This is a genomic window from Ensifer sp. Root1252, from assembly GCF_001425885.1.
Taxonomy (GTDB): Bacteria; Pseudomonadota; Alphaproteobacteria; order Rhizobiales; family Rhizobiaceae; genus Ensifer; species Ensifer canadensis.
This window is the reverse complement of the sequence record NZ_LMDT01000058.1, coordinates 132,095-145,865: the sequence shown is the minus strand read 5'-3', so window position 1 is coordinate 145,865 and position 13,771 is coordinate 132,095. Positions and strand designations below refer to the sequence as shown.

General features: G+C 60.4%; 11 protein-coding genes. 5 read left to right on the top strand and 6 right to left on the bottom strand.

Annotated elements, in window-relative coordinates; all coding sequences use genetic code 11:
* The first annotated feature begins 11 nt into the window (after window positions 1–11).
* The gene (locus tag ASD02_RS35500) at window positions 12–1,589 is read left to right on the top strand and encodes an ABC transporter substrate-binding protein (protein WP_057220123.1); all 1,578 of its coding nucleotides are present in this window, start codon (window positions 12–14) and stop codon (window positions 1,587–1,589) included.
* An 81-nt stretch (window positions 1,590–1,670) separates the two neighbouring features.
* On the opposite strand, the gene ASD02_RS35495 is transcribed toward ASD02_RS35500, so the two are convergent.
* The 6 genes from ASD02_RS35495 to ASD02_RS35470 all read right to left on the bottom strand — a co-directional run bounded on the left by ASD02_RS35495 (window position 1,671) and on the right by ASD02_RS35470 (window position 6,638).
* Entirely contained in the window at window positions 1,671–1,952 is a 282-nt protein-coding gene (locus ASD02_RS35495; protein ID WP_128090383.1) for a hypothetical protein, read from the bottom strand.
* Window positions 1,953–2,027: 75 nt separating this feature from the next.
* Window positions 2,028–2,753: a TfuA-like protein gene (locus ASD02_RS35490; RefSeq protein ID WP_057218221.1), complete on the bottom strand. Its 726-nt coding sequence runs from the start codon at window positions 2,751–2,753 to the stop codon at window positions 2,028–2,030.
* Entirely contained in the window at window positions 2,750–4,000 is a 1,251-nt protein-coding gene (locus ASD02_RS35485; protein ID WP_082555718.1) for a YcaO-like family protein, read from the bottom strand. The genes ASD02_RS35490 and ASD02_RS35485 overlap by 4 nt, the downstream gene beginning before the upstream one ends.
* Window positions 4,001–4,018: 18 nt before the next feature.
* Entirely contained in the window at window positions 4,019–4,243 is a 225-nt protein-coding gene (locus ASD02_RS35480) for a hypothetical protein (RefSeq protein WP_057218219.1), read from the bottom strand.
* Between the two features lie 35 nt (window positions 4,244–4,278).
* A complete protein-coding gene (locus ASD02_RS35475) occupies window positions 4,279–6,150 on the bottom strand; it encodes a hypothetical protein (protein ID WP_025428515.1) in 1,872 nt (623 codons plus the stop codon).
* Between the two features lie 29 nt (window positions 6,151–6,179).
* A complete protein-coding gene (locus tag ASD02_RS35470; RefSeq protein WP_025428516.1) occupies window positions 6,180–6,638 on the bottom strand; it encodes a helix-turn-helix transcriptional regulator in 459 nt (152 codons plus the stop codon).
* 258 nt (window positions 6,639–6,896) lie between these two features.
* On the opposite strand from ASD02_RS35470, the gene ASD02_RS35465 reads away from it, so the two are divergent.
* The 4 genes from ASD02_RS35465 (at window position 6,897) to ASD02_RS35450 (ending at window position 13,745) form a co-directional block, all read left to right on the top strand.
* The gene (locus ASD02_RS35465; protein ID WP_057218216.1) at window positions 6,897–9,485 is read left to right on the top strand and encodes an SH3 domain-containing protein; all 2,589 of its coding nucleotides are present in this window, start codon (window positions 6,897–6,899) and stop codon (window positions 9,483–9,485) included.
* 181 nt (window positions 9,486–9,666) lie between these two features.
* Complete coding sequence (locus ASD02_RS35460) at window positions 9,667–11,745, top strand: mechanosensitive ion channel family protein (protein WP_244494344.1); 2,079 nt, start codon at window positions 9,667–9,669, stop codon at window positions 11,743–11,745.
* Between the two features lie 27 nt (window positions 11,746–11,772).
* Window positions 11,773–13,227 carry a lytic transglycosylase F gene (locus ASD02_RS35455; RefSeq protein WP_057218214.1) on the top strand — a complete coding sequence of 485 codons (1,455 nt, stop codon included), beginning with the start codon at window positions 11,773–11,775 and terminating at the stop codon, window positions 13,225–13,227.
* Window positions 13,228–13,460: 233 nt separating this feature from the next.
* Window positions 13,461–13,745, top strand: a complete 285-nt coding sequence (locus ASD02_RS35450; RefSeq protein ID WP_057218212.1) for a hypothetical protein — start codon at window positions 13,461–13,463, stop codon at window positions 13,743–13,745.
* The last annotated feature ends 26 nt before the right edge of the window (window positions 13,746–13,771 follow it).

The window sequence follows — 13,771 nt, the reverse complement described above, 5'->3', positions numbered from 1 at the left end:
GGAACTGAGACATGAAGAGAACACTGATCACAGGGCTGCTTCTGGGGCTGGTGCAGACAACGGCACTCACCGCCCCGGCCGCGGCTCAGGAGAAGGTGTCGATCGTCGTTAATGCGACGCAGGAATTCGGCACCATCGATCCCGGCAAGATCAACGACTACACGGAATACATGGCCGCCGTGAACCTCTATTCGGGCCTGACGACAGTCAACCCTGATGGCTCCGTGGTGCCGGAGCTTGCCGAAAGCTGGAGCGTTTCAGACGACGACAAGACCTATACCTTCAAGCTGAAGGAAGGTGCGACATTCCAGGATGGCTCGCCGGTCAAGGCCTCCGATGTCGTCTACACCGTCAAGCGCCTGCTGGCGATCAACGAAGGCCCGTCCTACCTTTTCACCGATATCGTCGACCCGGCCAAGCTGAAGGTCGTCGACGACCGGACCGTCGAGATCGGGCTGAAGAAAGTCTACGCGCCGTTCATCAGCAACACGCCACTGATCCTTGTTCTCAACGAAAAGCTGATCAGGGAAAACAGCAAGGAAGAGTGGGGGACGGGCTATCTGGCCGATCACCCGGCCGGCGCCGGGCCTTACATGCTCTCATCCTGGCAGCGTTCTTCGCAGATGGTCGTCAATCGCTACGAGGGCTATCACGGCGGCTGGAGCAAGGGTAAGCCGATCGACGAGATCCGTTTCGTCATCACCCATGACGAAGCAACGGTGAAGGCGCTCGCGGCCAAGGGCGAACTCGGCATGTCGGCGCGCGCCCAGGCAAACGAGACCTTCGAGGCGATCGAGAAGATGCCGGGCTACAAGATCCTGCGCGGCACGACGGCAACCGGCTTCTACATCAAGATGAACACCAAGGTGCCGCCGACGGATGATATTCACGTCAGGCGTGCGATTGCGCTCGCAACCGACTATGAAACGGTGCGCAACGTCATTCATCCCGGCGAACCGATGAACGGACCGCTGGCATCCGTGTTCAAGGACGCCTATCTCAACGACCTTCCTGCCCCGGAGTACAACCTGGAGAAGGCGAAGGAAGAACTCGCCAAGTCGAAATATGCCGGCAAGGGGCCGATCAAGCTCAGCCATACCTATGTCACGGGCTTGGCCTTCGAAGAAGATATGGCGCTGCTAATGCAGGCCAATCTGGAGCAGATCGGCATCGAACTCGACATCAAGCCGGAACCGTGGAACCGCATCACCGAACTGGCGGCCAAGGTCGAGACGACGCCGGCGACCACGCAGGTCTTCTACGGCCCGACTTATCCGTCACCCGACAGCGTCTTCTATGTGCAGTATCACTCCAAGGCGAAAGGCACTTGGGCCTCGATGGAATGGCTGCAGGATCCTGAGATCGACGCCCTGATTGACAAGTCACGCGAGACGCTGGACCCCGCCACGCAAAACGATCTTTATAAGGAGATACAGCGCAAGGTCGCCGATGCACAGGCCGATGTATTCCTGACGGTGGAGTCTCAGCGTTATGCAGCAAGCAAATGCCTGCAGGGTTACGCCTATATCCCGATGCAGAGCTGGGACCTGAACTTTTCGCGCTTCTGGTGGGATTGCCAGGCCGATTAAAATGAAAAGCCCTGCTTTGCGGGAGCGCGAAGCAGGGCCCTTTTCTGTGCCACCAGCGAAATTGAAGTCGACCTCGTCTGCTCAGCAGTTTCCGAGGCTGGCGCGGCTCATGAGTTCGTTGGTCAGCAGTGCGGTCTTGTCGCCGCATTCCTCGACTTCCTTAAGCAGCGCGGCGAGCGCCAGCTCGAGGCAATATTGAACACCTTCGACATTCAGTGTGCGCGAAGAATCGCGCGCGTAGGTGACAAGGCGGGCCAGCGCGAGCAGCTCCTTCTCCTTGTCTTCAGGTTCAAAGGACATGGCGATCGAAGATTGCATGATTTTCCCCAGTTCCCTACGGATCGGCCCGATCCGCTTCAACATGACAAATCATAGCGTGACTTTTTATTGATGCGCGTGACATCAGCGTGACACACGTTGCATGGGAAATCTGCATTCTTAGGATGAAGCGACAAGTTGATTGAGCAACCGCTTCCAAAGGCTTGTAGAATTGAATGCCCAGCCTCCCGGGGCCTTCGTCTTTTGGGCGGGGGCGGAGCGCATAATGTCGAGCAGATCGAGGGCATCGAGGCGCTTTTGGTCTACCGAGCCGGTTGTGAGAAGCGCCTCTATCCGTTTCAAATCCGTGGTGGGTGGAAGGTTGGCACGCGCCACGATCGCCGACCAGTTGCGGTGCTTGTAAAAGATCTCGGCGGACGCCATCCGCAGTTGCGCGGCAGACGCCGCGTCGATCTGTTGGCGTGCGCGCAAATCTTCAAGGGTCGCCACGACATTGACCAGCGGCAGGGTCAAGGGCAGATAGCCCAGTTCCGCCGGGCCATGGAGAAGGGCGACATCGGCATCGTCCTCAAGCTCGCCCGTCGCATATTGCTGATAGATCCTGCCGACGCCGATCATGCCGAAGGTCGCGCATTCGGCGGCGCGAAGCGCGCCCATACTGGCGGCGCCGTAGATGCGCACACCTTCGGATAACGCGAACAGGATCTCCTTGTGCCACACGGGTGCGACCTGTTCGAAGTGACCGTCGACGAGCCCGATGACAGTGGCGCCGTCCTGCGTGGCGCGCAGGATGTCGCCCTGTACGGCTGGCGGGCGCAACACGATGTCGGTGCCGATGAGCGCTTGCGCGTCCGGCAAGGTCGGGCCGGCAAAGAGGATCTTCATGCGACCTCCAGCGCGCGCGACAGTGCCCTTGCGCCAAAACGGCGCTTGCGTGCTCCGTCCGGATTTTCGAGTTCCGGTACGAAGATTTTTATCACGGAGAACGGTAGCGGCGCGGCGAGTAGTGGAACCGCAACGACAGTCCCGATACCGGCGTGCTTCAGCGCTTCGAGCACGTGCTTGAGCAGCGAGTTGGCTCCGTTGCCAGCGACCGAGGCGAGGGGGTTGCGTGCGCCCGGCGCTGCCTCGAACAGTTGCTGCGTCTCGCGCGGCAGCCTGCGTGTGAAGGTTTCCGGAAAAACATCGTCGCGTGCGCCACTAATATACGTGAGACGCGATTGCGCCGCCTCTGTGATGGCGCGGATTGCGGCGCGTCGCGGATCGGGATGGGCGCCATGCCCGACGGTGACGTCATGGTAACGCGGCTCTTTCGCCGCCAGAACGCCCGCATCCGAGATAACGGCGGTCAGGCATGGGATGCCGATGTCACTGGTCATGTCGAACAGGCGGAACGTCAGGCCCGCTGCCGCAATGCGGCGCGTCATGTCGTTAATGATGGGATCGTCGAGCAGATCGGCGTCGATGCAGGTGCGCAGTCGCGCCGTCAGGGACAGCAGCCGCCACAGGGTCTCGGCATCGCGTTCGATCCGCTCCAGCAGGCCGTGCAGAACCGCCTCGCTTTCGGTGTTGCCGGAGGCAAGCCCATCCGACGACTGCCAGTAGCGACAGCGCTCGAGCGTGCGATCGAGCAGTACCGCCTGAAGTGGAACGAAGGTCGCCTGTTGATCGAGAAGGTCGAAGCCGCGCAGCCACGCCGTTGCTTCGTCATCGTCAAGATCGGCTTCGCCGGCCGCTACAAGGCCCGGAAGGGTGAGCGCTCTTTCGCCCTTTTCCAGCAATGCACGCCGCGTCGCGTGCGTTGTTGGTGCTGATGGGTTGCAGGCGACCGCGCGCTCCAGCGCTTCCATCGCCGCCGATACCTTCGCGTCGATATCGGTGATGCCTTTGCCCTGGTTGATGACGATCGACCTCGCATTCGGCGAAACGGCGTTCCAGACGGGTATGCCGATGCTATCGAGCCCGGTCAGACGGGCAAGCCTGCTGATGCCGAATGAGGGCAACAGAGGAGCGACGCGCGCGAAGGTCTCTTCGGGCGCGCAGACACGGTCGGAGTAATGATCTGCAATGTAAGGATTGTCCGAAATCGGGCGGCTTTCGCTCGCCCGATCTGAATGTGTGTCCGAAGCCATGCGCAAGCGCGCCGAGACTTAGCCGTCCATGAACCCGCCGGACACGGAGCCCGCGGAGTTGGCACGCACGGCCAAGTTGACACCCTTGACCACCGTGGCGCCGGCATTTCTGTGCTCATTGGCCGAAGCCAGGGCGCCCGTGAGCGGATCTACAATGCGTGAGACAGTTCCCGTCCCGAGATCGGCCAGCCACAGGCCATCGTCGCCCTCAACGCCAAATACAACTACCTGAGTCGTCGTCATCATCTTTCCCCTTGTCCCTCATGTGGTGATGATACTTAGAATCCGGCCTTGCGCAGGCCTTCGCAGTAATGGGTTCGCTGCCATTCCTCGCGGAACGGAACGATCGCAATCCATTTGTCCAGGTTGAAGTCCGGGTGGACCTCAAACGTCTTGCGCACGTATTGTCCTGCCTTCTTGCGATTGCCGAGCATACCCCAACTCGCCGCGGCGAGACGATCGGCCGGGGTGGGATCGCGCATGCGCTCGATATAGTCAAGTGCTTGATCATATTGCGAAAGTGAGTAGCAGGCGCCGGCGGCGGTCCAGAAATATTCGTCCGGAGCCATCGGGTTGAGATTGATCGCCGCTTCGATCTTGCGCAGGCCGCCATCCGGGCGCGAGGCCTGTACAAGCGTATCGGCGTAGCTGGCAATCACATTGGCATGCTGCGGGCTGAGCGCTTCGGCCCTCTCATGGAATTCGATGCTTTCGTCGAATTGCCGGCTGTAGAGTTTGACGACACCGAGCTCACGGTAGCCCGCCGCAAGCGTATCGTCGATGGCGATCGCATCACGGGCGTGCTGTTCGGCAAGCGCCAGAAGTTCGCTGTCGCCGCGGGCGGTCAAAAGCCACTCAACGAAATAGCTTCGCGCAAGTCCACTCATCGCCGGAGCCAGATCCGCATTCTGGCTGAGCGCCTCGCGGAAGCTCTTCCGGGCGCGACGGACCTCGGGCAGGTTGAGTTGCTTGAGATAACGCTGGCCGAGCAGGTAGCTGCGATAGGAACTGCCGTTGCTTTCATAGGTCTTGCGCATGGTCTCGTTGCGCTCGACCTGGCTGGCAATGGCAAACGCGATCTGTCGCGCAATCTCCTGGCGTGACCTCATCAAGCCATCGTCATCGAGTGTAAAACGATCGGCCCAGATCACTTCGTCGTTGGCAAAGAAGATCAGCTGCGTGAACAGTGTCTGTCGGCTGCCTTCGTTCGTCAGGCGCGTATCAAGGATATAGCTGATGGCGTGTTGTTCGTAGGTGCTGGCCTTGTCCGCCTGCAGGCTGATCTGCGCTGCCGTGTAGGGCGCTATCACCGAAACCGAGCGGAGCGCGCAAAGTCCGATGGTCACGTCCTCGATCAGGGAGTGAGCAAACAGCGTGGCAGCAGCGTCGGCATTGCCGGCACCCGGCGGCAGCAGTACCACACGCGGCGGACGGGTTTCGCCCATGGTCTCCAGCAGCTGAGTGTTGGTCAAGCTAGACGGTGGTGCCGCCTTGGCGGTTGCGGCCACCAGTCCGCCGCCCGAAAGAAGGCGTGTGTCATAGTGCCGGCCCTCCAGCGTCAGGACGGTCTTGAGGATTTTGCGAACCTCGTCGTCGTCGGGGTTCTTCTCTAGAAGCTTGACGGCAGCGGACCTGACGAGCTTTCGATCCGGGCCGGTCGCAATCTCGGCCGCATTGATCAGGCACTCGCGCAGCAGGGCTGCGTGATCGGCGCGCCGTTGCTCGATCCAGTCGTGAAGCGCTCGGCCCTGCGACTTCAAATCCTTGAGAAAATCGTCACGGAATTTCTCCCCGGCCCATTGGAAGCGCGATAGCGCGTCCTGCTCGGCGTTCCGGCCGATGTCGTCGAGGTCGCTCGCAATCGAATCCGGCTGCATCCGAACAGTCGATGGCGAAAAACTGAGGAACGTGTGGCCGAGTTCTTCCTGACGCGACGTGATGCGGGAGATTGTCTTGCGCAGATTGACCAAGGCCTGGCTCGGAACGACTTCGTTCCACAAGAGCTTGGCGACATCGTTTCGGGATTGCTCGCGATGGCCGCCGGCAATCGCCTGAGCGAGAATGAGCAGACCCTTCTCAGGGAAAGCGACATCGCAGTCGTCTTCGTCAACGAGACGTAATCGCCCGAGGGTCTGCAATCTAAATTTCATCTGGCTATCTCATCGGCAACCTGTGGCGGCTATCCATGCAGGTCTGGGGCGGGCGCAGTGCTGCCGTGGGCTGCGACTGTTTCCGCCTCGGGTGTCTGTGCGACGGCAGCCACCAGCGAGATGATTTTCTTGCGCAGGACCGGATCGGTAATCTTCAGGAAGGCCCGATTGAGCGCAATGCCCTCCTTTGACGAGACGAAGGACGAGATCTCGTTCGGCTCGCGGACATCGCCGAGGCCTGCCCTCGGGGATGCACCCTCTTCGCCTTCCTGGAAGAAGAAGCTCGGATTAACGCCGAGAACGTCGGCGATGGCTTGCAGCCGGCTGGCACCGATGCGATTCGTGCCCTTTTCGTACTTCTGGACCTGCTGGAACGTAATTCCGAGGCCGTCTGCGAGCTTTTCCTGGCTCAACCCGGCCATCAACCGACGCATCCTGACGCGGGAACCGACAAAGACATCAATCTGGCTGGGTGCTTTTGTGTTCACGTGTGTTTCCTCCGCATGTAGGCGTGACCAAATCATACATATGAGTTTGCTCGAATAAATGACTCGATGCAATCACTACGCGCCAAAACACGGATAATTGCGCTGTATGGCACGACTCATTCCCCATTGGATGGCAGGCGTTACGGCCGTTGTTACTGTTACGTACTTGCGCCCGGCCGGGGCAGCGGGTTGCTGTTGAGCAATGTGGGCCATGCCCGCCTGCAACGAAGTCCATTTCGGCAACGTCGGAGATGCGAGATGCGCGGAATAACCTTGACCTTGACGCTACTTTCCATAGCCGCTGCGCCGGCGTTGGCTGGTCCGGCCACGACGACGGCATCGGTCAATTTTCGGGCAGGCCCCGGCACCGGCTTCGACAGCATGGGGAAGATAGACGAGGGCGGACAGGTCGACGTCAAGGAATGTGACGATTCCGGCACCTGGTGCGCCGTCAGCTTTGAGGGGAAGGACGGTTTCATCAGCGGCAAGTATCTGAACGCTGCCGATCCGAAAGCCCTTGGCTGGCCACGCGCCTACAAGACCGACAAGGGAGCGACGATCACACTCTATCAGCCACAGGTGAACGCCTGGAAGAATTTCGTCGATCTCGACGCCCTGATCGCCGCCGAATACAAGCAGTCCGACGATGCCAAGCCGATTTTCGGCGTCATCGGCGTCACCGGCAAGACCGTGACGGACAGTGGCTCGGACGAGGTCGTCGTCTCCGATATCAAGGTCAACGAGATCAACTTCTCGGTTCTCGATCGTCCGGAACTCGCCGACCTGGCACTGGAAGTCGGCAAGATGATGCCTGTAGGCACGATAACGCTGTCGGAGGACAAGCTGACCGCGAGCCTTGCCGACTATGAGCGGCTCGGCAATGTCGAAGGGCTGAAAGCAGATCCACCGCCGATCTATGTCAGCAAGGAGCCGGCGGTGCTTGTCCAGACCGACGGCAAGGCTGTGTTTGCGCCGGTCAAGGGCGTCCAGAGTCTTTCCTTCGCCGTCAATACCAATTGGGACCTGTTCAAACTCGACGCCGACAGCACCTACTATCTTCGCAACGAAAAGGCGTGGCTGCAGTCGAAAGACCTGTCGAGCGGCTGGCAGGCCGCAACGTCGCTGCCGGATATCTTCGGCAAGTTGCCGGATGATGACAACTGGAAGGACGCCAGGGCGGCAATCCCGCTTGCCACCGGTGAGGGCGTGACGCCAAAGGTCATCTATTCCGACAAGCCGTCAGAATTGCTCGTCTTCAACGGTGAACCGAAGCTCGAGGCGGTGCCCGGGACCGGCCTGAAGATTGCGACGAACACCGAGAGCGATGTCTTCTATCTGCCCGCGGATTCGAACTGGTACGTTCTCGTTTCCGGCCGCTGGTTCTCCGCCGCGTCGCTTGATGGTCCCTGGACCTTCGCCACGCCCAACCTTCCACAGGATTTCCAGAATATTCCGGAGGATGCCTCCTATTATACGGTCCGCTCTTCGGTTCCCGGCACCTCGGAGAATGCGGAAGCGCGACTGAAGGCGAGCATCCCCGAAAAGGCTCGCGTTTCGTTGGACGGCTCGGTCAAGGTTGACGTCGCCTATAGCGGAGACCCGAAATTCGAGAAAATCGACGGAACGTCGCTCACCTACGCCGTCAACACCAATGAGACGGTCATCAAGGTTGCCGACAAGTATTTCGTGCTGAAGGATGGAGTGTGGTTTGTCGGCGATACGCCGACCGGGCCGTTCACCGTTGCGAAGGCCGTTCCGGACGAAGTCTACACGATCCCGCCGTCGTCGCCTGTCTACAATGCCACCTATGTCCGGATCTACGAGACCGAGCCGGACGCAGTTTGGTTCGGATATACCATGGGGTATCTCGGCGCGTATCTTGCCTGGGACACGTTCGTCTACGGCACCGGCTGGTACTATGACGACTACTGGGACTACGGTTGGGCCGGTGGCGGCTATTGGCCCTATTATCCGCGCCCGGTAACCTATGGCGTCGGCGCATTCTACAATCCGGCGGTAGGCACATTCGGTCGTTACGGCTACGCCTATGGCCCCTATCGCGGCATCGCTGCCGGCGCTGCCTACAATCCACGCACTGGCACATATATCCGTGGAGCGGCAGGCTATGGACCTGCGGGTGAACGCGGCTTTGTCGCAGCCTATAATCCCCGTACCGGCAACGCTGCAATCGCGCGCGGCGGGAACAATGTTTACGGCAGCTGGGGGACGGCCGCCGTCAAGCATGGCTCGGACTTCGCCCGTATCAGCGGCGGGTCGACCGCTGGCGGCGCCGGTGCGCATTGGCGCACGTCCGATGGCAACCACGGATTTGTCGCAGGCGGCAAGGGCGGCGACGTCTATGCCGGACGCGACGGCAATGTCTATCGCCGCGACGATGGCCAATGGCAGAAGCATACGCCCGACGGATGGCAACCGGTTCAAAAGCCATCGATTCAGGATGCGAAGAAAGCCGGCCAGCAGTTCGCGACCCAGCACCCGGATGCGACGCAGAACCTGAACAAGCGCATAGACAATCGCGGTCAGGTCGGCGACGGCAGCGCGATTGGTGACCGTGCACCCGACCATCTGGCAATCGACCGCGCGGGTCGCCAGATCGGCAATCAGCGTTCATTCGAACATCAGTCCTTCGACCAGCGGCCGCTGAATTTCCCGAGCGGCGGCGGCTTCGGAGGGGGCGGGTTCGATCGCCCCGGCGGATTTGGCGGTGGCGGCGGCGGATTTGGTGGCGGCGGCTTCCATGGCGGAGGCGGATTCTCCGGCGGCGGTGGTTTTCACGGAGGTGGTGGCTTCCACGGTGGCGGTGGTGGTGGTTTCCGGCGCCGTTGACCGCAGAAATGTGCACCGAAAACGGAAGTTGGTATAAACGTCGGGGACTGTGTTAGCGTTTGCGCAAATGAGAACAGGAATCGATCGGCTCTCGCCGGTCGTTGGGGGTATGGTCAGCATGGTCGGTGTCAGTTCGTTGCGTGGATTCTGGGGGCCGATGGCCCGCGTTCTCGCTTTCTTGATGGTGTTCCTAGGACTTGCGTCCGCAAGCCAGGCGCAGAACCAAACCGCCACGCCCGGCGCGGAGCCGGCCAAGGTTCAGCAACTGATCGAGCTGCTCGATGATCCGGAAGTGCGGCAATGGTTGGCCACCAAGCAGCCGGCGGCGCCCGGTGCGACCGCGCCGGCGGCAACGACATCGACCGATGCCAAGCCGGAGCCCGGATTTGCGGCCCGCTGGACGGCTGAGATCCGCCACCATCTGACCGGTATTACCAACGCGGTGCCGCGCATTGGCCCCGAATTCGACGCGGCGCGCAGCCGCCTCGCTGGAGACATGGAAAACCATGGCTCCGCCCCGATCCTCAAGGGATTCCTCTTGATCTTGCTGGTCGGGTACGGCGCCGAATACGCGCTACGCTATTTTTTGAGGCGGACGTTGCGTTCGGCGGCCTTGACCGGGGCGGCGCGCACGATTCTGGTCAAGGTGCTGCCGCTCCTGGTGTTCGCTATTGCCACGACCGCCGTGCTCGCCGTCGCTGAGTGGCCATCGCGGCTTGAAGAAACCATCGCGCCGCTCCTGGTTGCCTGGATCGGAGCCCGCTTGCTGATCACCAATGGGGCCGCAGTAATGTCTGGTGGAGCGGTCGATGCGACCGATCCATCCGGTCGAGCCGGCTATCTCTCGCTGACGGCTGAGGATGCGCATTTTTGGTACCGCTCGTCAGTGGCAATCATTTGTGCCGCCGCCGCCATCTGGGGTATCGGCGACGCCATGCAGGCCCTTTCTGTCGCCCCCGACGTTCGCAACCTTGTGGCGGCCGCGCTCGGTCTTATCGTGCTTGCACTTGCAATCCTCACCGTGCTGAGGAGACCAGCCGCAACCACAGGATCGCGCCGTGTTGTCGGCAACATTCTGCTGGTCTCCTTCCTGGTGCTGCTTTGGGTGCTGTGGGTGGCCGACATGAGGGTTCTGTTCTGGATCGGCCTTTACATCATCGGCTTGCCACCGCTCCTGCGCTTCACCAGTGCCTTTGCCCGCACGATGCTGGATGTATCGGCGGACGACGATATGCGCGTCATGCGCAATGTGCTGATCGAACGCGGCGCCAGATTGGCGATCATTGCCTTGGCGGCCGGATGGCTCGCGCTTGTCTTCCGCGTCAACGCAGCGATGATGGTCCAGGACGACGTTTTCAATCGGATTTTCCGTGGTGTGCTTGCCGGTGTCGTCATTCTGCTCGCGGCTGACTTGATATGGCAGTTGACGAAGAGCCTGATCAGCCTTCGCGTCAAGCACGCTACCGTCCAAACGACTGACCCCTCCGAACGTGCACGCAACACCCGCTTGCTGACGCTGATGCCGATCCTGCGTAATTTCCTTGCGGCCTTCATCCTCGTGGTGGCGCTGCTGATGGTGCTTTCCGGCCTTGGCGTTCAGATCGGCCCGCTGATTGCCGGTGCCGGCGTTTTTGGCGTCGCCATCGGTTTTGGTTCGCAAACCCTGGTCAAGGATGTGATCAGCGGGATCTTCTACATGATGGATGACGCCTTCCGCATTGGCGAGTACATTCAAAGCGGCAGCTACAAGGGGACGGTGGAATCCTTCAGCATACGCTCGGTGAAGCTGCGGCATCATCGCGGTCCGGTCTTCACCGTGCCGTTCGGGTCTCTTGGTGCTGTTCAGAACATGAGTCGCGACTGGGTGATCGACAAGTTCATGATCAATGTGTCCTACGAGGCCGACATCGCCAAGGTGAAGAAGGTGGTGAAGGGCATTGGCGCGGCGCTTCTCGATGATCCCGAATTGGGGCCGACGATTATCGAGACGGTGAAGATGAAGGGCGTCGAGAGCTTCGGTGACTACGGCATCACCTTGAGTTTTGCGATGACGACCAAGCCGGGACATCAGACACAGGTCCGGCGCCGGGCACAGGCGATGATCAAGGAGGCCTTTGACAAGAACGGCATCTCCTTCGCTTCGCCGACAATGCACGTGGCCGGCGACGAACAGAACGCGGCTGCGGCAGCCGCGACGCGCGATGCGATCGCCAAGAAGAATGCAGCGGCAGCGCTCGCCGAGGGTGCACCACCGGAATAGGGTTTTCTCTGGCTGGGGAGGCCATAAATGAGACGCCTCGCATTGTTTCTGCTGTTCTTCGCCGTGGCGGGGACCGGACATCTATGGGCTCAATCGGACGAAAGTACATTCCAGCCGATCATCGCCCCGCATATGGGTGATCTCGACGTCATGGAGAAGCGGCGGCTGGTGCGGATCATCGTGCCCTTCAGCAAGACAATCTACTTTATCGATCGCGGTCGGCAGCTCGGCACAGCAGTCGAGTTCGGAACGGCGCTCGAAAAAGAGCTGAACGCCGGGCGAAAAAAGGAGATCGAAAAGATAAGGGTCGCATTCGTGCCGATGGCACGTGGGCGCCTGCTGACGGCGCTTGAGGAGGGCCTTGGCGACATCGTCATGGGAAACCTCACGATCACCGAGGCGCGGCTGGCCAAGGTCGACTTCACCGATCCGTTGTTCAACGAGGCCAAGGAAGTGCTGGTTACGGGGCCGTCGGCGCCGGCGATCGCCAACCTGGACGATCTAAGCGGCCGGGAAGTCCGTGTTCGCACGTCCAGCAGCTACCACGAGCATCTGGTCGCGCTGAGCGACGGTTTCGTCAAGGCTGGGCGCGCGCCGATCACGATCAAGGAGATGGACGACAATCTCGAGGACGAGGACATTCTCGAGATGGTGAATGCCGGTCTTTTGCCCTGGGCGGTGGTCGACAGATACAAAGGCAGCATTTGGGCTACGGTGTTCACGGATATCAAGATGCGTGACGATATCGTCGTATCTGATCACGGGCAGGTTGCCTGGGCGATCCGCAAGGAGAACCCTCAGCTCAAGACCGCGCTCGACGCCTTCGTCAAGACCCACCGGGTCGGCACCACCTTCGGCAACATCCTGAAGAACACCTACTACAAGAGCGACAAGATGCTGAAGCGTGCCTATGCGCCTGAGGACATGGAGCGCTTCCAGCAACTGGTCGAGATTTTCCGCAAGCACGGCGGTACCTATTCCTTCGACTATCTGATGCTGATGGCGCAAGGCTATCAGGAATCGCAGCTTGAACAGTCCCGGCGCAGCCCGCGCGGTGCAGTCGGCATCATGCAGCTTCTGCCGTCCACCGCCGCCGACAAGGCCGTCGGCATCCATGGCATCGACAAGGACCAGAACCTGAATGTCGAGGCCGGATCGAAGTATCTGAGGCACCTGATCGATACCTATATTGATGACCCGGCGGTCACGCCGCGCAACCGCATGCTCTTCGCCTTCGCGGCCTATAACGCCGGCCCCGGCAATTTGCACAAGTTCCGTGCAAAGGCAAAGGACATGGGCCTCGATCCGAATTTGTGGTTCGGCAATGTCGAAAATGCCGCGGCCGCGATCGTTGGGCGCGAGACGGTTCAATATGTCAGCAATATCTACAAATACTACGTTGCCTACGGGTTGCTGGCGGAGCAGGCTCAGGAAGCCACCACAATAAAATCCTCGGCCACTGCCAATGCCAGTGCGCAGTAGATTTGCATCACGTCGTCTTGAGTGGCCCGCGCCCTTATTGACGACGGAGACCCGAAAGCCAGCTGGACCTGATGGCGCCGACCGGCCTATTGAATGATGCCTTCAATCAATCGGATGAAGGCATTTTTGGGCGAGTGTGAAATGTTGCGGCGACCATGACGTATCGTTTTTGAGGCGTTGGATACTGGGTCACGAGCGCCTCGTCCGGGGCCGGCCCGAAGGAGGTTTTGGTGATGGTTGTATCGAGACGCGCGTTCCGTCCCTGCGGGCCATTGGTACTGCTCGCAGTGTTGGGCCTTGCTCTGGCCGGCTGCACCACTCCGGATCTGGAGCCGATACCGGGAAGCATCACCTATGGCGGGCAGCCGAGGACGAAGCTGACGAAGGCGCCGGTGGGCAGCATGGTGCCGCATACTTTTGTGAGCGGCAGCAGCTTCGTCAAAGAGACATACATTATCCAGCCGGATCGCTCGCTCAGGCTTGTTCGAAGGGATTATTTCGACATACCTGTCAATTGATCCGGTTAAGGTCCGTGTGCGGCCCG